This window comes from Klebsiella sp. ME-303, assembly GCF_007910085.1.
Taxonomy (GTDB): domain Bacteria; phylum Pseudomonadota; class Gammaproteobacteria; order Enterobacterales; family Enterobacteriaceae; genus Klebsiella; species Klebsiella michiganensis.
On the sequence record NZ_VOJB01000078.1, the window covers coordinates 111,910 to 136,289 of the forward strand.

The 24,380-nt window shown below is 56.1% G+C and carries 26 protein-coding genes and 1 other RNA gene; 10 read left to right on the plus strand and 17 right to left on the minus strand.

Features of this window, described 5'->3' with window-relative positions; all coding sequences use genetic code 11:
* Positions 1-4: 4 nt before the first annotated feature.
* Positions 5-1,312, minus strand: a complete 1,308-nt coding sequence (locus FQK12_RS14960; RefSeq protein WP_004848312.1) for a carbohydrate ABC transporter permease — start codon at positions 1,310-1,312, stop codon at positions 5-7.
* Positions 1,313-1,368: 56 nt separating this feature from the next.
* Positions 1,369-2,601, minus strand: a complete 1,233-nt coding sequence (locus tag FQK12_RS14965) for a maltodextrin ABC transporter substrate-binding protein (protein ID WP_014228197.1) — start codon at positions 2,599-2,601, stop codon at positions 1,369-1,371.
* Positions 2,602-2,954: 353 nt separating this feature from the next.
* Between FQK12_RS14965 and FQK12_RS14970 the strand changes: the two genes are divergently transcribed.
* Together FQK12_RS14970 and FQK12_RS14975 are read left to right on the plus strand one after the other, a co-directional pair.
* Positions 2,955-4,064 carry an ABC transporter ATP-binding protein gene (locus FQK12_RS14970; protein ID WP_004848307.1) on the plus strand — a complete coding sequence of 370 codons (1,110 nt, stop codon included), beginning with the start codon at positions 2,955-2,957 and terminating at the stop codon, positions 4,062-4,064.
* Positions 4,065-4,307: 243 nt separating this feature from the next.
* A complete protein-coding gene (locus tag FQK12_RS14975; RefSeq protein WP_014228196.1) occupies positions 4,308-5,894 on the plus strand; it encodes an EAL domain-containing protein in 1,587 nt (528 codons plus the stop codon).
* A gap of 2 nt (positions 5,895-5,896) precedes the next feature.
* Here FQK12_RS14975 and FQK12_RS14980 read toward each other — a convergent pair whose 3' ends face one another.
* Complete coding sequence (locus FQK12_RS14980) at positions 5,897-6,169, minus strand: metal-sensing transcriptional repressor (protein ID WP_004129869.1); 273 nt, start codon at positions 6,167-6,169, stop codon at positions 5,897-5,899.
* 167 nt (positions 6,170-6,336) lie between these two features.
* On the opposite strand from FQK12_RS14980, the gene FQK12_RS14985 reads away from it, so the two are divergent.
* Positions 6,337-7,221 (plus strand): nickel/cobalt efflux protein RcnA, encoded by an 885-nt coding sequence (locus tag FQK12_RS14985; protein ID WP_014228195.1) that lies wholly within the window; start codon positions 6,337-6,339, stop codon positions 7,219-7,221.
* A 46-nt stretch (positions 7,222-7,267) separates the two neighbouring features.
* Here FQK12_RS14985 and FQK12_RS14990 read toward each other — a convergent pair whose 3' ends face one another.
* A complete protein-coding gene (locus FQK12_RS14990; RefSeq protein ID WP_014228194.1) occupies positions 7,268-7,621 on the minus strand; it encodes a DUF1428 domain-containing protein in 354 nt (117 codons plus the stop codon).
* Between the two features lie 92 nt (positions 7,622-7,713).
* Entirely contained in the window at positions 7,714-8,328 is a 615-nt protein-coding gene (locus FQK12_RS14995; RefSeq protein WP_014228193.1) for a YczE/YyaS/YitT family protein, read from the minus strand.
* An 87-nt stretch (positions 8,329-8,415) separates the two neighbouring features.
* On the opposite strand from FQK12_RS14995, the gene FQK12_RS15000 reads away from it, so the two are divergent.
* Positions 8,416-9,843, plus strand: a complete 1,428-nt coding sequence (locus FQK12_RS15000; RefSeq protein ID WP_014228192.1) for a PLP-dependent aminotransferase family protein — start codon at positions 8,416-8,418, stop codon at positions 9,841-9,843.
* A gap of 133 nt (positions 9,844-9,976) precedes the next feature.
* Here FQK12_RS15000 and FQK12_RS15005 read toward each other — a convergent pair whose 3' ends face one another.
* From FQK12_RS15005 to ffs, 3 genes are all read right to left on the minus strand, one after another.
* Positions 9,977-10,192, minus strand: coding sequence for a hypothetical protein (locus FQK12_RS15005; RefSeq protein ID WP_004129860.1), 216 nt, complete (start codon positions 10,190-10,192; stop codon positions 9,977-9,979).
* Entirely contained in the window at positions 10,189-10,446 is a 258-nt protein-coding gene (locus FQK12_RS15010) for a hypothetical protein (protein ID WP_004848294.1), read from the minus strand. The genes FQK12_RS15005 and FQK12_RS15010 overlap by 4 nt, the downstream gene beginning before the upstream one ends.
* Positions 10,447-10,761: 315 nt before the next feature.
* An RNA gene (ffs, locus tag FQK12_RS15015) (signal recognition particle sRNA small type) lies at positions 10,762-10,858 on the minus strand.
* 254 nt (positions 10,859-11,112) lie between these two features.
* Here ffs and FQK12_RS15020 point away from each other — a divergent pair.
* Positions 11,113-11,520, plus strand: a complete 408-nt coding sequence (locus FQK12_RS15020; RefSeq protein WP_014228191.1) for a hypothetical protein — start codon at positions 11,113-11,115, stop codon at positions 11,518-11,520.
* 65 nt (positions 11,521-11,585) lie between these two features.
* The gene (locus FQK12_RS15025; protein ID WP_004848290.1) at positions 11,586-11,897 is read left to right on the plus strand and encodes an MGMT family protein; all 312 of its coding nucleotides are present in this window, start codon (positions 11,586-11,588) and stop codon (positions 11,895-11,897) included.
* Positions 11,898-11,937: 40 nt separating this feature from the next.
* Here FQK12_RS15025 and FQK12_RS15030 read toward each other — a convergent pair whose 3' ends face one another.
* Positions 11,938-12,447: a YbaY family lipoprotein gene (locus tag FQK12_RS15030; RefSeq protein WP_004848288.1), complete on the minus strand. Its 510-nt coding sequence runs from the start codon at positions 12,445-12,447 to the stop codon at positions 11,938-11,940.
* Between the two features lie 220 nt (positions 12,448-12,667).
* Between FQK12_RS15030 and tesB the strand changes: the two genes are divergently transcribed.
* Positions 12,668-13,531, plus strand: a complete 864-nt coding sequence (gene tesB / locus FQK12_RS15035) for an acyl-CoA thioesterase II (RefSeq protein WP_014228190.1) — start codon at positions 12,668-12,670, stop codon at positions 13,529-13,531.
* A gap of 56 nt (positions 13,532-13,587) precedes the next feature.
* On the opposite strand, the gene amtB is transcribed toward tesB, so the two are convergent.
* From amtB to FQK12_RS15065, 6 genes are read right to left on the minus strand one after another with little or no spacing between them, the layout of a single operon-like run.
* A complete protein-coding gene (amtB, locus tag FQK12_RS15040) occupies positions 13,588-14,874 on the minus strand; it encodes an ammonium transporter AmtB (protein WP_004848284.1) in 1,287 nt (428 codons plus the stop codon).
* Between the two features lie 33 nt (positions 14,875-14,907).
* Complete coding sequence (gene glnK, locus FQK12_RS15045) at positions 14,908-15,246, minus strand: P-II family nitrogen regulator (RefSeq protein ID WP_004099573.1); 339 nt, start codon at positions 15,244-15,246, stop codon at positions 14,908-14,910.
* 13 nt (positions 15,247-15,259) lie between these two features.
* Positions 15,260-15,490, minus strand: coding sequence for a hypothetical protein (locus FQK12_RS15050; RefSeq protein ID WP_004848281.1), 231 nt, complete (start codon positions 15,488-15,490; stop codon positions 15,260-15,262).
* Positions 15,490-17,268: a SmdB family multidrug efflux ABC transporter permease/ATP-binding protein gene (locus tag FQK12_RS15055; protein WP_014228188.1), complete on the minus strand. Its 1,779-nt coding sequence runs from the start codon at positions 17,266-17,268 to the stop codon at positions 15,490-15,492. Before FQK12_RS15055 ends, FQK12_RS15050 begins: the two co-directional genes overlap by 1 nt.
* A complete protein-coding gene (locus FQK12_RS15060; RefSeq protein ID WP_014228187.1) occupies positions 17,261-19,033 on the minus strand; it encodes a SmdA family multidrug ABC transporter permease/ATP-binding protein in 1,773 nt (590 codons plus the stop codon). The genes FQK12_RS15055 and FQK12_RS15060 overlap by 8 nt, the downstream gene beginning before the upstream one ends.
* Positions 19,034-19,075: 42 nt before the next feature.
* Positions 19,076-19,534 carry an Lrp/AsnC family transcriptional regulator gene (locus FQK12_RS15065; RefSeq protein WP_004135994.1) on the minus strand — a complete coding sequence of 153 codons (459 nt, stop codon included), beginning with the start codon at positions 19,532-19,534 and terminating at the stop codon, positions 19,076-19,078.
* 115 nt (positions 19,535-19,649) lie between these two features.
* Here FQK12_RS15065 and FQK12_RS15070 point away from each other — a divergent pair, with 115 nt between their 5' ends.
* A complete protein-coding gene (locus FQK12_RS15070) occupies positions 19,650-20,702 on the plus strand; it encodes a PLP-dependent cysteine synthase family protein (protein ID WP_014228186.1) in 1,053 nt (350 codons plus the stop codon).
* Between the two features lie 46 nt (positions 20,703-20,748).
* On the opposite strand, the gene cof is transcribed toward FQK12_RS15070, so the two are convergent.
* Entirely contained in the window at positions 20,749-21,567 is an 819-nt protein-coding gene (cof, locus tag FQK12_RS15075; RefSeq protein WP_014228185.1) for an HMP-PP phosphatase, read from the minus strand.
* 126 nt (positions 21,568-21,693) lie between these two features.
* Between cof and FQK12_RS15080 the strand changes: the two genes are divergently transcribed.
* Complete coding sequence (locus FQK12_RS15080) at positions 21,694-23,394, plus strand: SgrR family transcriptional regulator (protein WP_014228184.1); 1,701 nt, start codon at positions 21,694-21,696, stop codon at positions 23,392-23,394.
* 66 nt (positions 23,395-23,460) lie between these two features.
* On the plus strand, positions 23,461-24,156 hold the full coding sequence (gene queC / locus FQK12_RS15085; protein WP_014228183.1) for a 7-cyano-7-deazaguanine synthase QueC: 696 nt from the start codon (positions 23,461-23,463) through the stop codon (positions 24,154-24,156).
* A 4-nt stretch (positions 24,157-24,160) separates the two neighbouring features.
* Here queC and FQK12_RS27460 read toward each other — a convergent pair.
* Positions 24,161-24,380, minus strand: a 220-nt coding sequence (locus FQK12_RS27460; RefSeq protein ID WP_222435540.1) for a hypothetical protein, incomplete at its 5' end; no start/stop codon positions are given.

Below are 24,380 nucleotides of genomic sequence, written 5' to 3' on the forward strand. Positions count from 1 at the left end.
TCCCTTACGCCATGTCGTCGTTTTTGAAGGATTTCGTGGCGCGGAACTGCCACAACGCCAGGCCGACGACAAAAATCGACAGCAGAATCGTGATGGTGGCCGCGATGGCGTATTGCGAAGACGACATCGTTAATTTGTAGATCCACGACACCAGAATATCCGTACCGCCGGCATTCGACCCGGCTACCGCCGGTCCGCCGTTATTGAACAGGTAGATGATATTGAAGTTGTTAAAATTGAAGGTGTACTGAGTGATGATGATCGGCGCAATGGAGTAGAGCACCAGCGGCAGAGTAATGGTCCGCAGGCGGGTAAACGCGCTGGCGCCGTCCATGGTGGCCGCTTCATACAGATCGTCCGGGATCGCCTGCAGGACGCCGGTGGTCATGGCGAAAACAAACGGAAAGCCCAGCCAGGTTTGCATCATGATCAGCGCCGTTTTAGTCCAGAACGGGTCGGTCAGCCAGGCCTTCGGCGTGATGCCAAAGAAGGACAAAATGGCGTTGTTAATCACCCCGAATGAATCATTGAACATGCCGGCAAAAACCAGAATCGTCACGAAGCCCGGCACCGCCCACGGCAGAATGAAAATTGTGCGGATCATCGGCTTAAAGCGCAGATCTTTCTGGTTGACCAGAATCGCCAGCAGCACGCCGACGGTACATTGCAGGGTCGTCGCCAGCAGCGTCCACACCACCGTCCACTGCAGTACGTCAAAGAAGGTCGAGCGCCAGATGGATAATGTGAAGATATTGATGAAGTTTTTGAATCCCACCCAATCCACCAGCTTCGCCGGCGGCGTGTGATAAAGGTTGTAGTTAGTAAAGGCGATAGCAAAACCAAACAGGATCGGGAAGATGACCACAAACACCAGCAGTATGAAGCCGGGCGTGATCATCAGATACGGGAAACCCTCGCTGAGCAGCATCTGATACTGCTTGCGTACGCTATTCAGCGCCATGCCTTCATCGCGCTTTTTGCCGTTAACCCAGGCATCGCGCAGCGAGAGGAAATAGACCAACAAACCGAATGCGATAATCAGTACGCTGATTATCCCTTCCGCCAGCAGGAAAATAGAGTTATCCCGCGGAACTTCCTCGCCTAAGGTATATAACCCCCACAGGCCTTCGCTGAGAAAGTCATAGAAAATGCTCATAAAACTGCTCAGCAGCACCAGGAAGACAATCCCCTTCAGCCACTGGCGGTGATAAAACTGCCCAAAACCCGGCACGATAGCCAGCAACAGGCCGCACCACGCATGGCGTCCTGCGCCGCGCGCTTCGGCAATATTTTCGCTGGGATTGATAATCACACACGACTCCTTCTGAAAACGGGAGGACGGCCCTCCCGTTCTGTTACATCACCGAATTATTGATTGCTGGCCTGCATGGCTTCGATCTGCATCTTGATCTGCTTTTCAGCGTTATCGAGCGCCGCCTTCGGCTCCTGTTTACCGGTCAGGCTAAGCTCGAGCGCGGCGTTCGCCGGGCCCCATACCTCACCCATTTCCGGGATCCCGGGCATCGCCGTCGCCCGCGCTGACTGCACCGCCACCGCGCTGGCCTTTTCGTCATTCTTAATCAGCGGATCGTCAATCATGGCCTTCAGCGGCGGGATTTCCCCGGTGGCGACATAGCGCGCTTTCACGTACTGCGGCTGGTTGATGAACTCGATAAACTGCTGCGCCAGCGCTTTATCTTTACTCCACGTCGAGACGACATAGCCCTTCACGCCGAGGAAGGAGCTCATCGGTTTGCCATCCGGCAGCGTCGGCAAAGGCGCGACGCCATAATGAATGCCTGCCGCTTCATACGGCTGGAAGGCCCACGGGCCGTTAATCACCGCAGCCGCTTTCTTCTCGGTGAACAGCGAGTCGATGGCGTTCAGCCCGTTATCGCCGAGGATCCCCGCCGGGAATACCTTGTCGGTGTAGAATTTTTTCAGGAAAGTCACCGCTTCCACCGCGCCTGGCTTATTCAGGCCGACATCCTGCGGGTTTAAGCCGCCTTTGTCGTTTTTGCCAAAGATATAGCCGCCCATTGGGCCAATAGCGCCCCAGCTGTAATAGATCTGGTCAAACTTCGCCAGCAGGCCGTACTTACCCTCTTCGCGCTGCTTCTTCGAATAGTCGAACCAGTCCTGCAGGCTATCCAGCGGCTTATCGATCAGGTCTTTGTTGTAAATCAGCACCAGGGTTTCCACCGCTTTCGGTACGCCGTAAAGCACGTTATCCATATGGAACGCGTTGATTGATGCCGGCGTAAAGGCCTCCTGCTTCGCCGGGTCCAGCGTCAGGGGAGACAGCAGTCCCTGGACGACCGCACCGCCTAGCTGGTCATTAGGGATCACCAGCACGTCCGGGCCAATGCCCGCCGGGCCATCAAGGCGCAGCTTTTCAAGCTGCTGGGCGTACGGCATTTCCTGCACGTTCACCTTAACGTTGAACTGCTTTTCAAAATCGCTTACCGCGGCCTTAATGCCGTCGGATTTTTTGATGTCTTCCCAGACGTTGAGCTGTCCGGCCGCGTGCGCCTGCAGGCTAACCAGCTGCCCGGCAGCCAGAGTAGTAAGGATCAGTGCAGCAAGAGTGTTCTTTTTCATTATCAACCTCATGTGAAGGTATAACAATTTAATGGTTTTTATTGGGCGATGTGACTTCCGAGAATCTTTCAGTTAACTGATAAACGGTGATTCATAAACAAATATGCCGTTATTCCTGATTTGTTATACGGTACGCTTTGAATGCTGACAAAACTACTGAAAGCTGCCAGTTGTGTGATCGTGATTGCAGAAATGAAACATCGATATAGGGCGCTAAAACTCTGGAAGTTATAGTCACTGCATGATTTTAGTGTCGTTGAGCATCGCCAGGCTGAATTGTTACACGTTATACAAATAATGCGTCACAGCCCAAATCCCAACGGCAAAAACGGCTACTAACCCGGGGAATGTTGATGTCCAATATACGACTGAGGAATGTCACCAAACGGTTCGGCAGTACAGTGACGCTGCATCAGGTAAATCTTGATATTGAAGATGGCGAGTTTGCGGTTTTCGTCGGTCCGTCAGGCTGCGGCAAATCGACGCTACTGCGAATGATTGCCGGTCTCGAAGAGGTGAGCGAAGGTGAAGTGCTTATTGGCGATGAGGTGATGAATGATGTCGTTCCTGCCCATCGCGGCGTCGCCATGGTATTCCAGTCCTATGCGCTCTACCCGCATATGACGGTAGCGGAAAATATGGGCTATGGCCTGAAGGTGAATAAAGTGCCAAAAGATGAAATTCGCCGCCAGGTTGAAATGGTGGCGAAAACGCTGCAGCTCTCTCATCTGCTGGATCGCAAACCTAAGCAGCTTTCCGGCGGCCAGCGCCAGCGCGTGGCGATCGGTCGCGCCATCGTGCGTAATCCACGGGTGTTTATGTTTGATGAACCCCTCTCCAACCTGGATGCCGAGCTGCGCGTTGAGATGCGCCTGCATATTGCTAAACTGCATCATGAACTCAAAACCACCATGGTTTATGTCACCCACGATCAGGTTGAAGCGATGACGCTGGCCGATAAAATCGTGGTGATGAACTACGGCAAAGTTGAGCAGATGGGTTCGCCGATGTCGCTGTATTACAACCCGGTCAATAAGTTCGTTGCGGGATTTATCGGTTCGCCGAAAATGAACTTCCTGCCCGCGACGGTCACCGCATGGCAGCCGGGCCAGCTTAGCGTGAAGATGGCGCAAGATCATAATCTGACGCTTAATATCACCACATCGCCGCTGCAGCCCGGCGCTGCCGTTACCCTCGGTATTCGCCCTGAACATCTCTCAACTGATGTGAATATCGGTACCGTAGTTGAGTTTCAATGTGAAGTCGTGGAGAGACTGGGTAACAACACCTATCTGTTCGGCCAGTGCTACGGCCACGATAATGTCAAAATTCTGCTGCCCGGCGACGTTCATTTCCGTCCATGGCAGAAGATAAGGGTCGCGTTTGACGATCGCTACTGCATGGTCTTTGACGAAAACGACCAGCGGATTAGCGCTGACATCGCTGCCCCGGACGCCCATTAAGCGCAACATATGACTGTCATGATTGCGCTTTAGAATATGAATCTGTGCTGACAACGCTTATTGCCAGCATACCAGCCCTCGTTTTTCTCCGCGACGCTCCAGGCCTTGGGCGTCGCGGTTCATCCACTGTTAGCCCGAATTCGTTGCTATCTTGCGGTTCGGGCCTTTTTCTACCCCGTGCTGAATCCTCTTTTATCTTTCGCGTATACTCATCGAACCCCTCAATAAAATAAGGAAATACTCATGACGACCCGGCATCAGGTGAGTCTGGTTACAGGGGTATTGATACTCGCCATTATCCTGCCGGTCGCGCTGAGCATCTGGCTGGCAATGCAGCAGGCCAAAGAGCAATTTTATAGCGAACTGGACAACTTTTCCGTCCGCGTACTGGCCCGCGTTCAGCAGGTTGCCGATCAGGCAAGAGAGGCGCTGAAGGAAGCTGATGCGCATGCGGCTACCACCTGCAGTCCGCAGCATTTGCTCACGATGCGACGGATCGCCTATACCCATCGCTACGTTCAGGAAGTGCTGTGGTTACATGAGGGTATTCCGCAGTGCTCTTCCCTCGAAGAGCATCAGGTTTCGGTTACCTTTCCTGCTCCCGACCATATCACGGCCGATGGCTACCGTACCTGGCTTACCTCAGTTAACGACCTGGGTCTGAAACATAAAATGACGGCCATGGGCAGCGAGCATCACGTGGTGATGATCGATCCCGTGTCGTTTATCGATGTCATTCCATTAGGCCATGAAAAGATTCACACGCTCTTATTCGGCACGCAGCGCGATCAAATCATCATTAGCAGTAAACCACTCAACGCTGCCGTCTGGGAGAAAATTAAGCATCAGTATGCCAGGACCCTAACCCTCGATAGCACCGTTTATCGTCTTCATCGTCTCCCGGAGCTGGGGCTGGCCATTGCCACCTGGTCCTCGACGGTGCCGCTGCAGAAAAAGCTACATCAGCAGCTGATGCTGTGGCTGCCGATTGGTCTGTTCACCAGCCTTCTGGCCTCATTTCTGCTGCTTCGCCTGCTGCGGAGGCTGCGCTCACCGCGTAATGGGATGCTGGACGCGCTGAATTCTCATGCCATTCAGGTTTATTACCAGCCCATTATTTCGCTGCAGAGTGGAAAGATCGTCGGCGCAGAGGCGCTTGCTCGCTGGAGGCAGCCCGATGGCAGTTTCTTATCACCGGATATTTTTATTCCGCTTGCCGAACAAACCGGGCTGATTACCCGCTTAACCGAAGATATTGTACGGAAAATATTTACCGATCTCGGTACCTGGCTGCGGCAGCGCCCGGAGATACACATCTCGATAAACCTGTCGGTTGATGATTTGCGTTCGCCAAAGCTGCCGATGCTGTTACAAGAGCAGCTTCAGCGCTGGGGCATCAGCGCTCAGCAGATCATTCTGGAAATCACCGAGCGCGGTTTTGTCGACCCGCAAACCACTCTGCCAGTCATCGCCGGCTACCGTCAGGCCGGACACCGTATCTCCATCGATGACTTCGGCACCGGCTATTCCAGCCTGAGCTATTTACAAAAGCTGGACGTTGATACCCTAAAAATCGATAAAGCATTTGTCGATACGCTGGAGTGTGAATCGCTGACGCCGCACATCATTGAAATGGCGAAAGCGCTCAATCTGGCGACCGTCGCAGAAGGCGTCGAAACCGAAAGCCAACGCGACTGGCTGCGCATGCATGGCGTGCTGTATGCACAGGGCTGGCTTTATAGTAAGGCGCTGCCAAAAGAGAAATTTATTCTGTGGGCCGAGAATAACCTTAAGGCGTATTCATCGCCGTCCGGAACACATGATGACTGAGCCTATTTCAGATAGGATTTTATCACCTGCATCACCACATCAAGGTCAGCCTCACGCTGACCTTCTTCCGGCTCCTTCACGACATGATCCGTTAAATGCCCCTGGATAACCTGCATCATCATGCCGTTTACCGCACCGCGAATGGCAGCCAGCTGCTGTAGAACCTCTGCGCATTCATGCTCGCGGTTAAGCATTTTTTCCAGCGCGGCGCTTTGCCCCTGAATTTTCTTCAATCGGGTCAATAACATCTTCTTGTGACGAACGGTATGTGACATTTCGCGATCCACTATTTGATTAATCGATCGTTTCCACTAACGACCCTTGTATGCAATCAGAACAGCATAACATGCCCTACTCCCCCGGAGTATTTTTCTACTGGGGGGTAGTATTTATGTACTGGGGGGGAGTAGCATACAAGCACTTTTTAGTTAGGGATCACGTTATGAACGATTTCGCTTCACTCTTGCAGCAGGGCAACGCCTGGCTATTTATTCCCAGCGCGATTCTGCTGGGCGCGCTGCACGGCCTTGAGCCCGGGCACTCAAAAACCATGATGGCGGCATTTATCGTGGCGGTGCGGGGAACATTAAAGCAGGCGGTGCTGCTGGGGCTGGCGGCGACGGTATCGCATACGGCGGTGGTCTGGCTGGTGGCCATGGCAGGCCTGTGGTTCGGCCGCGGCTGGAATGCACAAACGTCGGAACCCTGGTTTCAGCTGATCTCAGGGGGCCTTATCGTACTGATTGCCTGCTGGATGCTGGCGCGTACCTGGCGCGAATCGCGTTCACATATCCATGGACACGAACATGACCATGACCATGACCATAAACATGAACATGAACATGAACATGAACATGAACATGAACATGAACATGAACATCATCACGATCGCCACCTTGCGCATCAACATCATCCTCACGCTCACCAACCTTCGCGGGTTGCCGCCGATGACTGGCAGGACGCCCACCAGCGCGCGCATGCGCAAGCGATCAATCGCCGCTTTAACGGCCAGCGGGTCACCACCGGGCAGATCGTCTTGTTCGGACTGACCGGGGGACTCATTCCCTGCCCGGCATCCATTACCGTACTGCTCATTTGCCTGCAGTTGAAAAAGTTCTCGCTGGGGGCAACCCTGGTACTGGGGTTTAGCGTTGGGCTGGCGATCACCCTGGTGGCTTCCGGGGCAATTGCCGCCCTCAGCCTGAAGCACGTGGCAAACCGCTGGCCCGGGCTGAACGATCTCTCGCGCAAAGCGCCGTGGATTTCCGGCACCCTGATTATGGTGGTGGGTTTTTATATGCTGCTGCATGGCTGGAGTCATCTGTAGCGCATCTATAGCCATCCCCAAAAGCTATGGGGATGGCAAAGATGAATTACTCATCCAGAAGCGGGGCAAAGCCGCCGTATATCATTCGTTTTCCATCAAAGGGCATCGATTCGCCAAACTCTTTCATCCGCGGGTCGGCCATCATTTTGGCATTCGCGGCATCGCGAACCTCTTTAGAGGGATACTCAATCCAGCTGAACACCACCTCTTCACTCTCCTCCGCTTTCACCACCAGGCGAAAATCGGTCAGCTTGCCATCCGGGACATCATCCGCCCAGCACTCGACCACGCGGAGTGCGCCAAACTCTTTAAATAATGGCGCGGCCTTTGCTGCCATCTCGCGGTATGCCTCCTTATTTTCCGCCGGTACGGCAACGACAAAACCATCAACGTACTTCATGAGTCTGCTCTCCGAAGTGAACAGTACGGCCGGAGAATCCGGCCGTATCTGAATTGATAAGTTTAGTCTCCAGGTCTGATGGCAGCGTAAAATCAGGAGATAGCCTCACCGGGTTTCGCCAGAGCCTTCCGCGCGGCTGGCTGATGAAACCACGGCAGACACAGCTGGATTAGCGGGCCGATAGTTAACGCATAGAGTACGGTTCCCACGCCAAACTTGCCGCCCATCATCCAGCCAATCAGCAGGACCGAAACTTCAATCGCGGTGCGGATACCGCGCAGCGACCACCCCGTACGAGCATGCAGACCGGTCATCAGCCCATCGCGCGGCCCGGGACCAAAGCCCGCGCCAATATACATCCCCGTCGCCAGCGCATTCAGTACGATAGCGCCCGCCAGCAGCAGGCTACGCGCCACCAGCGAATCCAACGGCGGCAGCACGGCTAAGGTCGCGTTTGCCGCCAGCCCCAGCACAATCACGTTGCTCACCGTACCCAGCCCCGGCATTTGCCGTAGCGGGATCCACAGCAGCAGCACTGCCGCTCCCGTCAGGATCATGACCGTACCAAAATCCAGATTAAACTGCTTACCGATCCCCAGATGAAAAACATCCCACGGATCGGCCCCCAGATTGGCATGCACAAATAACGCGGTCGACACGCCGTACAGGACCAGACCAATGTAAAGTTGCAACAAGCGACGTACCATTTTTCACCTCAGGGCAATTGCGATTTCCTTTATCATCAGTAAAAATGGATTGATAATTAATGGCCAGTTTTTAAAAAGTGGATTGCTATGTTATCTCGTCGCTTTGGTGCACAATCGCTGGTACGGCTGCTCGGTCACTGGCAGGAGTCCACTTCTCGCACGCCTATCTGGCGTCAGCTTGCAGAAGCGCTGCGCCTGCTCATTCTCGATGGCCGCCTGGCGCTGGAAACGCGACTGCCCGGCGAACGTGAACTGGCGGCTGCCCTGAATATCAGCCGCACCACGGTTGCCAGCGCGCTCGGTCAGCTTCGGGAAGAAGGCTATCTCTACAGCCGTCAGGGAAGCGGTTCGCGGATCGCCTTGCCGGAGCGTCCGGTAGAGGCGGCGGCCAAACAAACGGACCCGCTATCGGTGAATCTGGCCGTTGCCGCCCTTAGCGCCGGCCCCGAGATCCATCAGGCCTACAGCCAGGCCTTAAAGATCATGCCTGAACATTTATCCAACACCGGTTACGATCAACAAGGGCTCCCGCTTCTGCGCGAAGCCATCGCCCGCCGCTATAGCGAACGCGGGCTGCCAACCCGCAGCGATGAAGTGATGATCGTCAACGGGGCGCTTAGCGGCTTTGCGCTGGTACTGCGTTTATTCACCGGGCCCGGCGATCGGGTGGTGGTGGATGCGCCAACTTACCCCATGGCGCTTAGCGCGATACAGGGCGCATCATGTCGTCCGGTTAGCGTGGCGTTACCGCAGCAGGGATGGGATTGCGACGGTCTGGCGGCAACGATTGCCCAAACGGCTCCGCGTCTGGCCTGGCTGATGCCGGATTTTCATAATCCCACCGGCCGCTGTATGGATAGCGCAACGCGCCAGCGGGTAGCGGACATCGCCGCACAAACCCGCACCACGCTGGTGGCAGACGAAACGATGGTGGATTTATGGTATGACGCCCCGCCGCCGCCGCCTTTAGCGGCATTTAATCCTGATGCCCCGGTGATAACCATCGGTTCAGCGGGAAAAAGCTTCTGGGGCGGCCTGCGCATAGGTTGGATCCGCGCCTCTTCGCGAACCATTGCTTCGCTGGTTCAGGCCCGCGACTCTCTCGATCTCGGCTCCCCGCTGCTGGAACAGCTGGCCTGCTGCTGGTTGCTTGAGAATGAGCACAGGCTGCTACCGTCACGGCGCGCCATGCTGGCGACTCGCCGGAATATGTGCGGCGCGCTGATGGCGGAATATTTTCCCCACTGGCGCTTTACGCCGCCGGAGGGAGGACTCTCTTTTTGGGTGGAATTACCGGGAATGCTGGCGACGCTCTTTTCCGTTCGCGCTGAAAGCCGGGGGATTCACATCGGGACGGGAACTCGCTTTGGCCTGGCCGGCGCGTTTGATCGCTATTTGCGTTTGCCCTTTACCCTTTCGGATGACGAACTGCGCAGCGCATTTACGACATTGCAGCCGTTGTGGCATAGCCTGACTGAGCAGAAAGAGAGCTTCCGCCTGAGGAAAATCATTTAAGAAAATATCGACGGGCTGGAGCCAGCCCGTCAAAAACCATCATCCATGACGCATATGAGATGTTTTTATAAAATTGCGCTTCAATTTTGTCTTTCTGACGTGTCAGCCCGATGACAAAATTGCAATAGTTTCATTAATGCTGACGCGGGATCGGAAACCCTTTCAGAGAAATAATAAAGCCGTCTTCATCTTTTTTTATTTTTGCCCCTGTGTCACACCAGTCGGAGGCAATGCGAAAGAACTCATCGCTACCGATATTCCAGTTCAGGCGTACGTGCTTAACGTATCCGGAACGCAGCATATCGCAGGCTTCGCTATAGTTGCTGGCTGTAGAGAGTTGTTGTTTCATTTTTTCTTCTTCAGAATTTTACGTAATGCTTTGATTTCTTTAGGGGTTAATGGAGACGCTTCCTCTTCGGTATGCTGGCTATCGATATCTTCTTCCGAAACCCCCGCCTCGTCTGCTGATTCCGCTACCTGAAAGGCCAGCAGCAGCAGTTTCTCCGTAGCTGTTCCTAAATTTTCGTTATTTTCTTCCGCATACTGACGCAGCTTTTCTTTTAACTCGCCATCAATTTTTACGTTCAGAACCACAGTGGTCATAGTCACGCTTCCCGTGAAATAAAATCATCATATAATTAATACACGAAGTTAACATGCTGATCCAGAGATATATTTTTAGCTTATATCAAACAACATTTTCCCATGAATAATCTGCACGTTATATATGACATAAAGATGACAATAATATTTCAGTTAAATTTCAAATTTATGACGTAGTGAATTTTTTGGCATAAAAAATAGAGGGTTTAGAAACGAAAAATACTCACAATCTATTTGTGGATATTAAATATGAAGGCTGGGGGAAACCACGGAATGAATGCGAATAGCGAGAGGGCACCCTGAAATGGGTGGGGGCCCTGCCAGCTACATCCCGGCACACACGTCGTCTGCTCTGGCTGCTTCCTTCCGGACCTGACCTGGTAAACAGAGTAGCGTTGCGGGAGAACCAACAGAGCCCCCATTGAGAGCGCTAGTTACCTAACGCGCTGGCGCATTATCCCTGCTGAACCCCTGAATTGCAAGCCGCCGGCGATTGGGTGCTGGTTTATTGCGCAAAGTCGCGTCTACAGCGGCTTCTCAGCGTAAAATGGCCCCGATCCCCTGATGAGATTGCGAGCACACTCTCAGCGGAAATCCTCGCCAGCGGCCATAATGAGGCTTATCTACCGTCTTTTTTAATCAACGCACTGTCTCAATGGTATATGAATGAGTGAATCACCGCGTTTAATCACTACCCTGGCGATGCCGGCCATCGCCGAAGTGACCGTTTCCTTCCGCGGTTTAAACTTTCTGCGTCCGGAGGTCATCCTCGATTTTGTGACGATTAGCAATAATCAGCTGCTCGCCGTCACCCCGGTCGCGCTGCTCTACTCTACTGTCGGCGTCCTTCAGCACATTGAATTACGGAAACTCCCCATCGACGTCAGCGGTCGCGTGGTGTATCCGATATCAACGCTTAAGCTTCCGGCAATGCGCGCAAAGCTGGTGATTAACGCCCAGTCAAAACGCCTGAAGTTTCTTGAAACACTGCTGAGCAATACGGCGAATGAAAATGTTCATGGCATGCAGGTGCTGGGTCTGGCGCTGGAATTTACCGTCGTTAAATCGGCCTGACCCGCTATCTGTACAGCCCATCATACAACGCTTATCCTGAGCCTTTTCCGGCAACAGGACGTACTATGGATTCTCACGATACTTTTCCGCAGCGGGTCTGGCAGATAGTCGCCTCGATTCCAGAGGGATACGTTGCCACCTACGGCGACATTGCTCAGCTGGCGGGTTCACCGCGAGCGGCTCGCCAGGTGGGCGGAGTATTAAAGCGCCTGCCGGAAGGATCGACTCTCCCCTGGCATCGGGTCGTCAACCGCCACGGCGACATCTCCCTTACCGGACCAGATCTGCAGCGCCAACGCCAGGCGCTACTGGCGGAAGGCGTCCAGGTTTCAGGCAGCGGACATATTGATCTGCAGCACTACCGCTGGATTTATTGAAGGCAAAAAAAATGCCCCTGTAAAGGGGCATGGTGGGGAGTTACTGGGCAGCAGGAGCGCTGTTGTTCGCCACCGGCACCGCCGTTTGCTGAACCGGCACCAGCACCAGATCGGCCCGGTTACCGCCCTGGTTAATCACCGTCTGCACGGTATCGGTAATAAACATCAGCTGACCGTTAACGGTAATCGCCGCGCTGAGAAGAATGCGGGCATTAGGCTGAATTTGCGCCTGGTTATAGGGCAGGACAAAGTTAAACGGCGCCTGCTTCCCTTCGGTCCTTACCGCTTTTTGCGACAGCACGTGCGCTGGCGCATCGGCCAGAGACGCATCCGACAGGGTTACGGTCAATACCGCGTCCGGCGGTAACGCCACGCGCTGTCGAATATTGATGGTCCCGGATACGTTAGGCTGCTGCTGCGAGGAGCTTAGTGAGGCAATGCCATAAGGATCGGGCGCCGCCTGGTTCGCTGCATTGCTGTTGTGGTTGTTCGCACAGGCAGACAGCGTAGCCGCTACGGCTAAAGCACTTAACATATAGGCAAATTTCATTCTTTTCTCCTTTTCATCCCTTCTTTAACAGGAGTACATCCAGCCACAATCGGGGACAGGACATTAGTATCGTGAATAAGTGTGGCACAGATCTCAGATCTCTTCCTGGAAAAGAGCCCATATTCAGATTATTGAACCCATCGGACCACTTGCGATTCCAGGTTATACTTTGCCTCAATAACGCGCTGCGCCAGGCAGTCATCATTGATTGAGGATAACTATGAGTCAGGCACTAACCCATTTGCTGGCATTGTTAAATCTGGAAAAAATTGAAGAGGGATTGTTCCGCGGACAGAGCGAAGATCTGGGATTGCGACAGGTCTTTGGCGGCCAGGTAGTGGGTCAGGCGCTGTATGCGGCAAAAGAGACGGTGCCCACAGAACGCCTGATTCACTCGTTTCACAGCTACTTCCTGCGTCCCGGCGATAGCCTGAAACCTATCATCTATGATGTTGAAGTCCTGCGCGATGGCAATAGCTTCAGCGCCCGCCGGGTGGCGGCGATTCAAAACGGGAAGCCCATTTTCTATATGACCGCCTCTTTCCAGGCGCCAGAACCCGGCTATGAACATCAGAAAACCATGCCAGCGGCACCCGCTCCGGACGCGCTTCCCTCCGAAACGGATATTGCCCGCAAGCTGGCCCACCTGCTGCCGCCGCAGGTCAAAGAGAAATTTCTCTGCGATAAACCGCTGGAGATTCGCCCGGTCGAATTCCATAACCCTCTGAAAGGACACGTTGCAGAACCAACGCGTCAGGTCTGGATCCGCGCCAACGGCGCAGTGCCGGAAGATCTCCGCACCCATCAGTCTCTGCTGGGCTACGCTTCGGATTTTAACTTCCTGCCCGTTGCCCTGCAGCCTCACGGCGTCGGTTTTCTGGAGCCGGGCATGCAGGTTGCCACCATCGATCACTCAATGTGGTTCCACCGCCCGTTCAACATCAACGACTGGCTGCTGTACAGCGTTGAGAGCACCTCCGCCTCCAGCGCGCGCGGTTTTGTCCGCGGCGAGTTCTACACTCAGGACGGTACGCTGGTGGCTTCCACGGTGCAGGAAGGCGTCATGCGTAATCGCAACGCATAAAAAAGCAGAGCCTCCCCGAGGGGAGGCTCTGCAGCTTCAGGAGATAACTCGTTTTATCAGGCGTTGTAGGCGTTTTCGCCGTGGCTGTTTACGTCCAGCCCTTCACGCTCTTGATCTTCCGGTACGCGCAGGCCAACGGTCATATCGGCAACCTTGTAACCGATAAAGGCGACGACGCCTGACCAGACGATGGTGATACCGATGCTTTCCAGCTGTACCAGAACCTGATGGCCCATGGTGACGCCTTCCGCGTAGCCCACACCGCCCAGAGAAGTCGCGGCGAAGATACCGGTCAGGATGCAACCTACGATACCGCAGACGCCGTGGACGCCAAACACATCGCACGGGTCATCAACGCGCAGCCAGCGTTTCAGAACGGTGACGCCCCACAGACCCGCAAGGCCCGCAGCGATACCCACAATCAGCGAGCCGCCAACGCCGATGTAGCCACAGGCCGGAGTGATGCCGACCAGACCGGCAATCGCCCCTGAACAGGCGCCCAGCAGTGACGGCTTGCCGCGGGTTGCCCACTCGCCGAAGGTCCATGCCAGGATAGCCGCCGCCGTTGCAACCACGGTGTTAACGAACGCCAGACCGGCAATTTCGTTCGCCGCGCTTGCTGAACCGGCGTTAAAGCCGAACCAGCCAACGTAGAGGATGGCGGTGCCGGTGAAAACCATCGGCAGGTTATGCGGTTTGAACGCTTCTTTACCAAAGCCGACGCGTTTGCCCATCATGTAGGCGCCCACCAGCCCCGCGACCGCGGCGTTGATGTGAACAACCGTACCGCCGGCGAAATCAAGCGCGCCGTGCGTAGCCAACAGACCGCCGCCCCATACCATGTGCGCAATCGGCACATAAGAGAGCGTCATCCATACCACAACGAATATCAGTACCGCCGAGAAACGAATACGTTCCGCCAGCGCACCGACGATCAGGCCAACGGTAATACAGGCAAAGGAGCCCTGGAAAGCAACGTGGATGTACTGATAGAAGCTCCCCATCAGCGCTTTCAGTTCAATATTTTTCAGCAGTACCCAGTCGAAGTTGCCGAAGAAGCTGCCGCCAGCGCCGAAGGCCAGCGTGTAGCCATAAACCACCCACAGTACGCAGACCAGCGCAAACGTCACGATGACCTGCGTCAGCATGGAGAGAACGTTTTTACCGCGGATCAGCCCGCCGTAGAACAGCGCGATGCCCGGAATCGTCATAAACAGCACCAGCGCGGTGCAAATCATCATAAAAGCGTTGTCGGCTTTGTCCGCGACCGCCGGTGCGGCCATCGCCAGCCCCGGAAGGAGAGCCAACGCTCCCAGACCTGTTTTCATTGTTGCTATCTTCATTGTTTCGTTCCCCATCACTGTGTGGTCTGAAAGTTACAGTGCCGCTTCGTCTGATTCGCCGGTACGGATGCGAATCACGCGCTGCAGCTCGGCGACAAAGATTTTGCCGTCGCCAATCTTTCCGGTGTAAGCCGCTTTACTGATGACATCGACGACTTCGTCCAGCTGATCGTCGGCAATCGCGACGTCAATCTTCACTTTCGGCAGAAAATTGACGCTATATTCCGCGCCGCGATAGAGCTCCGCGTGGCCTTTCTGACGGCCGAACCCTTTAACTTCAGTGACCGTCAGGCCCTGAATACCCATTGAAGATAATGCTTCACGCACGTCTTCCAGTTTGAATGGTTTGATTACCACGGTAACCAGCTTCATAAGTCCCCTCCAGTCAGAATTCGGTAATGGCCGCAGCTAACACGTCTCTAATAAAGCAAGGGCTATGCCAGAAATGAAAAAGGACCGCCAGGCGGCCCTTTTTGAGGAGGAAGGAGAATAATTCGGCGGAAACGAAGCGGCAAAATGCCTCTTTTGCCTGAAACTGCACCATTTCAGTGCGCAGCTTGTGACGATTTTGCACCACCTCAGGCCGCGGCGGCGCCGCTGCCTGTTTATGGTGCATCAGGCGATAAGCGACTCTTCCTGCGCGCTGGCCGCCAGCTCTTCGCCAGCCAGCTGCAGCTGATACATCTGCCAGTAGCGGCCTCTGGCCGCCAGCAGCTGCTGGTGGCTTCCGCGCTCAACGGCCTGACCGCGGTGCAGTACCAGGATCGTATCGGCCTCGACGATGGTCGATAAGCGGTGCGCAATCACCACCAGCGTGGTGTGCTCGCGCACCCGAGCCAGAGCCTGCTGAATCGCCTGCTCGGTACCGGAATCGATATTGGCCGTCGCCTCATCAAGAATCAGCACCTGCGGCGTATCGACCAGCACCCGCGCCAGCGCCAGCAGCTGTTTCTGGCCAACGGAGAGATTATTCCCCTGCTCGCCCAGCAGCGTATAAATACCGTTTTCCATTTCACGGGCCAGCGCCGCCAGCTGTACCGCTTCCAGCGCTTCCCACACCTGCTCTTCGCTGATGTCGCGACCGAGGGTGACGTTGGCATAGAAGGTGTCAGCCAGCACCACCGGATCCTGCTGCACCATCGCAATCCCCTGCCGCAGCGCGCTGTGGCTTAAGGAAGAAAGCGGACGACCGTCGATGCGAATCTCTCCCTGGGTTAACGGGTAGTAGCCCATCATCAGGCTGGCCAGGGTGCTTTTACCGCTCCCGGTATGACCAACCAGAGCCACAAAGCTGCGGGACGGGATATCGAGATTAATATCCTGCAACACCAGGCTATCGTCGCGGTAGGCAAAAGAGACGTGATCGATACTCATCGCCCCGCTGCGCAGCGGCTCGCTATCCTCACCCCACGCCTGACGCGGTTTGTCCATGAGCTCGAAGACGCGCTCGCCCGCCACGACCGCCTGCTGCAGCATTGACTGCTGGGTGGTCAGCTCGATCAGCGGCTCGTTCAGTCGCCCAAGATAGCTAATAAAGGCGTATAGCACCCCGACTTCGATCGTTCCGCTGCTGCTGAAACCAAACAGCATCAGCAGGCCGCAGAGAATTAATGAAGAGAAGAGGCTCAGCAGTGGGCGCAGCAGGAAGCCATCAAGACGCAGGGTTTGCATACGCGCCAGATAGTGGGCGTAGCTGGCCTCGCGCATCCGCTCGCCGAACCGCGCCTGCTGGCGGAACTGCTGGATGACGCCCATGCCGTTAATCACTTCATTAAAACCGTCGTTGATGTCCGCCAGCCAGGCGCGAACCCGCCTGACGATGGGCGTGCTGTAGCGCTGATAAATCATCATCACGATCAGCACCGCCGGGAAAATAGCGATAGCCACCAGCGCCATCCGCCAGTCAAGGCTGAACATCGCCACCAGCATCGCGCCAATCAAAGCGGCGCTACGCAGCACGGTCGCCACCACGGTCACGTAGAGATCGCGAATCACTTCGGTATCGTTGGTAACCCGCGAGATGAGCTGCCCGACCGGCTGCGTATCAAACTCGCTGAGCGGCTGACGCAGCGCGGCGTCCATCACATCGCTGCGCAGCTGCTGCACCACGCCGACCGCCGCGCGATTAAACAGCAGCGCCTGGCAGTAATGCAGGCCAGCGGCAAGGAGTTGCAGGCCAATGTAGGCCGCGGCGAGGCCGCAGACCAGCTTCAACGGCAGCGAGTTCTTCGCCACCATATTGTCGATGAAATAGCTGATCAGCAGCGGGCCGCTGACTTCCGCGACCGCCGCAACCCACATAATGGCAACCGCTATCATCAGCGGTTTACGCCACGGGGAGCCGTAGGCCAGCAGGCGCTTTAACGTCGGCCAGAGTTCAGTGAAACTACGCACCGGCGACCTCCTTATCTTCCTGCGGGACATCATCCAGCGCCGCTTCCAGCTGCTGATAACGGTACATATCCCGATACCAGCCCGGCTGCGCCGCCAGCGCCTCATGGCGACCGCGCTGGGCAATATGCCCGTGCTGCATCACCAGAATTTCGCTGGCCTCGGTCAACGCCGACAGGCGATGGGCGCTAATGATCACCGTCCGCCCCTCTCCCCACTGCCGCAGGTTATGCAAAATCTGGTGCTCCGTTCTGCCGTCCACCGCCGACAGCGCATCATCAAGGATCAGAATCTCCGCCTCCAGCAGCAGCGCGCGGGCGATGGAAATTCGCTGCTTTTGCCCGCCGGAAAGCATCACGCCGCGCTCGCCGACTTCGGTGTTATACCCCTGCGGCAGGCGCAGGATATCCTCATGCACGCTGGCAAGCCGCGCAACGTGCTCGATTTGCTCCTGCGTGGCGTCCGGTTTACCGAGGGCGATGTTGCTGGCGACGGTATCGGAGAACAGGAACGGTGTCTGATTAACCACCGCCAGACGTGCGCGCCAGCTATCCAGCTGTAGCCGGGTCAGGGGAACGTCGTGGAAGCGGATATCGCCTTCAGTCACGTCAAAGTGGCGCTGAATCAGCGCCAGAATGGTGCTCTTGCCGGAGCCGGTCGGCCCGCAAATCCCCAGCATCTGCCCGGGCTGGAGCGTAAAGTTGACCTTTTCCAGCGAGACCTTGTTCGCCTGCGGGTAGGTAAACTCGCGCACGGCGACGCTAAGCGCACCGCGGCCTTCCGGCGTCGGCTCGCTGCCGTCGTTCACCACCGGCGCTTCCTCCAGCATGGTGCGAATGCGCGCATAGGCCGCGCTACCGCGCTCAACGATGTTAAACATCCACGCCAGCGCCAGCATTGGCCAGATCATCAGGCCGAGGTACATCACAAAGCTGGTGAGCTGACCCAGGGTCAGGCTGCCCTGGATCACCATCCAGCTGCCGCCGCCGATGGCCAGCAGGTTAGCGGTCCCGATAGCGATATAAATCGTCGGGTCAAAGCGGGCGTCGATACGCGCCACGCGCATGTTTTTCGCCCCGGTATCCGCGGCGTCGGCGGCAAACAGCGCCGACTGTCGGTCTTCGAGGCCAAAGGCTTTGATCATGCGGATGCTGGTCAGGCTCTCCTGGGTGCGGTCGTTGAGGCTGGAGAAGGCCGCCTGCGCGACGCGAAAGCGTTCGTGTAACGCATCGCCGTTACGCTTAATCGCCAGCGCCATCAGCGGCATGGGCAGCAGCGCCAGCAGAGTTAACTGCCAGCTGATTTGCGTCGACATGACAATCAGCACCGCGCAGCCCATGACCAGCGAGTCAACCAGGGTTAATACCCCCTCGCCGGCGGCGAACACCACCCGATCCACATCGTTGGTGGCGCGAGCGATCAGATCGCCGGTACGGTGGCGCAGGTAAAAGGCCGGATGCTGGCGGCTGAGCTGGCGATAGAAATCCTCGCGCAGTTCGACGGCCAGCTGATAAGAGGCGCCGAAAAGCAATACGCGCCAGACGTAGCGCAGCAGATAGACCATCACTGCAATAACGACCAGCAGGCCGATCCACATCCACACCTTTTCCGCGGTGTAATGTTGTTTTGTTACGCCGTCAACCACGATACCCACCACCTTTGGCGGCACCAGTTGCAGAATGGCAATGACGATCAGCAGAGCAATAGCGCCGAGGTAACGACGCCACTCCCGGCGGAAATACCAGCTAAGTTGGGCAAATAATCGCAAGCAGTTAAATCCTGAGTGTGTAATTCGTAGCGGCTGATGCCGTTAATCAATCGGCAAGGCAGTGGTGTATTTTATCTGTTCCATGGCAAAACTCGAAGTCACATCCGAGAGCCCCGGCACGCTGTTAACCAGGCGTTTATAAAAATCATCGTAGTTCTTCATATCCGCCACCTGGACCCGCAGCAGATAGTCATACTCCCCCGCCATACGCCAGAAACCAAGAACCTCCGCCATCTGCGTGACTTCGCTGACGAAGCGGCAATACCAGTCGCTACTGTGGTGCTGAGTCTTAATCAGCACAAACGCCGTCAGCCCAAGCCCGACCTTTTCCGCATCCAGCAGCGCGACGCGCCCACGCAGAATACCTTCATCTTCCAGCCGCTTCAGGCGCTTCCAGCAGGGCGTGGTGGTCAGATTAACGGCATCGGCCAGCGCCTGCAAAGAGAGGGTGCAGTCGGTTTGCAGTAAAGAAAGCAGCTTACGGTCAATTTTATCTAACATAGGGCACCTTGGGAGAAAAATTTACTCCATTCATTGTAATTGAAAGGCTAAATGGCAACAATTTTTCCTTCTATTTCCGCTAAGCTGGGCACAAAATGACAAACAGGAATTTGAGATGAACAGCGCCTGGGTTAAACACGCGATTAGTGAAATTAATGCCGATTATCAGCGTTCCGCCGACACGCACCTTATTCGTCTGGCGCTTCCGGGGTTCCCGGGGATCCAGCTCTACCTGAAGGATGAAAGCACCCATCCAACCGGTAGCCTGAAGCACCGCCTGGCCCGCTCGCTGTTTCTCTATGGTCTGTGCAACGGCTGGATTAAAGAAGGGACAACGATTATCGAATCCTCTTCCGGTTCGACCGCCGTCTCTGAAGCCTACTTCGCCCGTCTCTTGGGCCTGCAGTTTATCGCCGTGATGCCTTCCTGTACGGCAAAACGTAAAATTGAACAAATTGAGTTCTACGGCGGCCGCTGCCACTTCGTCGATAGCGCCTGCGAAATCTATGCCGCCTCCGAAACCCTGGCCCGCGAGCTGAACGGCCATTATATGGATCAGTTTACCTATGCCGAACGGGCGACCGACTGGCGGGGAAACAATAATATCGCCGACAGTATCTTTCGTCAGATGAACCACGAGCCGCATCCGCAGCCGTCGTATATCGTGATGAGCGCGGGCACCGGGGGCACCTCTGCCACCATCGGACGCTACATTCGTTGTCAGGGCTACGATACGCAGCTGCTGGTGGTTGACCCACAAAACTCGGTGTTTATGGACTACTGGCAGAGCCGCGACGCCAGCCTGCGCAGCCCGGTCGGCAGTAAAATTGAGGGCATCGGCCGCCCGCGCGTCGAACCGTCGTTTATTCCCGACGTGGTCGATGAGATGCTGCGGGTACCGGATGCCGCCAGCGTCGCCACCGCGCTATGGCTGGAAACGCTGCTCGGACGTAAGGTCGGCGCCTCCACCGGCACCAACATGTGGGGCGTACTGCAGCTGGCCGTGCGGATGCGCGAAGAGGGGCGCACCGGCTCTCTCGTCACGCTGCTGTGCGACAGCGGTGAACGTTATCTGGAAACCTACTACAACCCGCAGTGGGTAGCGGCCAATATTGGCGATATCTCCCCATGGCAGGCACAAATCGCCGACATGCTGCAGGCAAAATAAAAGAAGCCAGGTATCACAGGATATCTGGCTTGCTGGCAGGGTCTCTTTATTCGGGGGAATAAGGAAGATCGGGATTATCCAGCCAATGAGTCAAAAAGTGGGAGACGGCCTGATGACGGCAGTCGCCAATAACCGGTAGATGTGGGAGTTCCGCTTTCAGCTGATTCATCGCATTGCCCATAATCACGCCGCGCCCGACGCTGCCGAGCATTTCCAGGTCGTTCATGGCGTCACCGAACGCCATGCAATCCTGCATCGTCAGCCCCAGATGCTGGCTTAATACCGCCAGCGCCGCGCCTTTGTTACAGCCGCCAGGCAACACTTCAAGGCAATCCATCGCCGAAAAACAGAGATCCGCGCGGCCGCCCAGCGCTTCACTCAGTTGAAGCCTTAGCCGCCGCAAATCGTCATGATCGCCGCAGAAGCAGATTTTAGTGACCTGATGCGCCGGCATCCGCTTTGGATCGTACAGCTGATAACGAAAACCGCTAAAGACGTGCGCTTTCAGTAATTCCGGGATCGCCTGCCCGGTGTACCAGCCGCCGTCGTTAAAGAAATGCATACTTGCCGTGGTTTCCCAGGCGCTGTGCAGCACCTCTTCCGCCACATCGGGAGCCAGATCGCGGCGATACAGCTCCTCACCTTCCAGAGAGTGAATGCGCGTCCCGTTGCCGGTGATTAAAAACGCATCCAGAGAGAACTCGCCGATAACGTGGCGCATTTCCAGAGCATGACGACCGGTGGCGAAAGTCAGGGTGATGTCGCGATCGCGCAGACGTTTGAGCGTCGAAAGCGTTTTTTCTCCCAGACGATGGTCCGGCATCAGTAGCGTACCGTCCATATCGAATGCAGCCAGTCTTGCCATCTTCTGCTCCCCAAATCGTGGTGGATTTTGCTTGTGTTGCAGTATTGCCTGAGATATACGGAAGTAATAGTGAATAGATAAATTTTATTGTTCCGGGTTTCCCAATCTACGCAGGATTACACAGCGATGAGGCTATTAAACCGTCTGCATCAGTACCAGCGACTCTGGCAGCCCTCCGCCGGAGAGCCGCAGCAGGTAACCGTCGGCGAGCTGGCCGAACGCTGCTTTTGCAGCGAACGCCACATTCGAACCCTGCTGCGCCAGGCGCAAGAGTCCGGCTGGCTAAGCTGGCAGGCCAGCTCCGGTCGCGGAAAGCGCGGGCTACTCCAGTTTTATAAAGCGCCGGAAGCGCTGCGCAATGAGATGATGGAGCAGGCGCTGAATAAAGGGCAGCAGCAAAATGCCCTCGAACTGGCCCAGCTGGCGCCGGTGGAGCTTAAAGCGCTGCTTTCCCCCTTTCTCGGCGGCCAATGGCAGAACAATACGCCGACCCTGCGTATTCCTTACTACCGTCCGCTGGAGCCGCTGCGCCCGGGTTTTATGCCGGGACGCGCGGAGCAGCACCTGGCCGGGGAGATATTTTCCGGTCTGACCCGATTTGATGCGCAGAGTACCTGTCCGATAGGCGATTTAGCCCATCACTGGGAGGTGTCGCCTGACGGCCTGCGCTGGCACTTTTATATTCGTTCTACCCTGTTCTGGCACAACGGCGATCCGATTAAAACCTCACAGCTGCAGCAGCGGCTCCTGATGCTGCTGCAGCTGCCCGCGCTGCGCACGCTGTTCGCCAGTATCAGCGAGATTAGCGTCACCCACTCCCAGTGTCTGACTATCACCCTGCATCGCGCCGATTATTGGCTGCCGTTCCGCCTTGCCAGCTACTGCAGCGTGCTGGCGCATCCTGACGATCCGGCGATCGGCAGCGGACCGTTTCGCCTGAAGCGATTTACTCCGGACCTGGTGCGGCTGGAAAACCATCAGCGCTATCATCTCACTCACCCGCTGCTGCAGGCCGTGGAATACTGGATCACGCCGCAGCTGTTCGAGCAGGATCTGGGCACCAGCTGTCGTCATCCGGTACAGATAACCATTGGCGATCCTGACGAACTGACCAGACTACGTCAGGTCAGCAACAGTATTAGCCTCGGCTTTTGCTATCTGACGCTGCGCCAGAGCCCTCGTCTTAACAAAGCGCAGGCGCAAAGGCTGGTCTCGCTGATTCATCGCTCCACCCTGTTAGAAACCCTGCCGCTGGATGAGGATCTGATCGCGCCCAGCAACGAAGTATTGCCGGGCTGGTCTATTCCGCAGTGGCCTGAAAATCATGATACCCCTCTGCCCGAACGGCTTACGCTGCTCTATCACCTCCCCGTAGAGCTACACGCCATGGCGGATCGGCTTCGTCAACGGCTGGCGGAGCTGGGCTGTGAGCTGACGATTATTTTCCATGATGCGAAAAACTGGGATGGCTGCCAGCAGTTTGCACAGGCGGACCTGATGATGGGCGACCGCCTGATTGGCGAAGCGCCGGTCTATGCGCTGGAGCAGTGGCTACGCTGCGACGTGCTGTGGCCTAATTTGCTGACCGGGGCGCAATATGCGCATCTCCAGGCGACGCTGGATGCCGTTCAGGCCTTACCGGACGAACGCAGCCGTAGCGAAGCGTTGCGCAACGTCTTTAACAGTCTGATGGACGATGCCATCATGACGCCGCTGTTCAATTATAATTATCGCATCAGCGCGCCGCCGGGGGTCAACGGACTACGGCTGAACGCGCGCGGCTGGTTTGATTTCGCCAGCGCCTGGCTACCGGCCTCTGCGCCGTGACGGGGCTGGTGGTCACGTTCATCAGGCGCTACCATATGCGCCTCACTTCGATTGTCAGGAATTACCATGAAACGCGCCGTAGTTGTCTTCAGCGGAGGACAAGATTCGACGACCTGCCTGGTGCAGGCTCTGCAACAGTATGATGAAGTGCATTGCGTCACTTTTGATTATGGCCAACGTCATCGCGCGGAGATTGACGTTGCTCGCGAACTGGCGCTAAAGCTGGGGGCCGTGGCCCATAAAGTCCTTGATGTCACCCTGCTTAACGAACTGGCGGTCAGCAGCCTGACCCGCGATAGCATTCCGGTTCCGGATTATGAACCGGACGCCAGCGGCATCCCGAATACCTTCGTACCCGGGCGCAACATTCTGTTTTTAACCCTGACGGCCATTTACGCGTATCAGGTGAAGGCGGAAGCCATTATCACCGGCGTTTGCGAGACCGACTTTTCGGGCTACCCGGACTGCCGCGACGAGTTCGTGAAAGCGCTGCACCATGCCGTCAGCCTCGGTATGGCGAAAGATATTCGCTTTGAGACGCCGCTAATGTGGCTTAACAAAGCCGAAACGTGGGCCCTGGCCGATTACTGGGGCCAGCTCGACCTGGTGCGCCATGAAACCCTCACCTGCTATAACGGTATTAAAGGCGACGGCTGCGGGCAGTGCGCCGCCTGTAACCTCCGCGCCAACGGGCTGAGCCAGTATCTGGGCGATAAGGTTGGGGTGATGACGGTGATGAAGCAGAAAACCGGGCTCCAGTAACCGGTTACTTCCCGGCGGCGTGGCGGGATCGCAGGCGACTTACGATGCATAGCCCGGTCAGATACGCAGCAGCGCCTTCGGGGAAGTACTGCCACTTTCTGTGCGCTTGCTCCCGGGGACGGCGCGATGCGCCTGCCCGGGCTACCGGATCGCAGGCTGCTGAGGACGCGTAGCCCGCGCTACCGAATCGCAGACAGCTGAGGAAACGTAGCCCGGACAGGTGC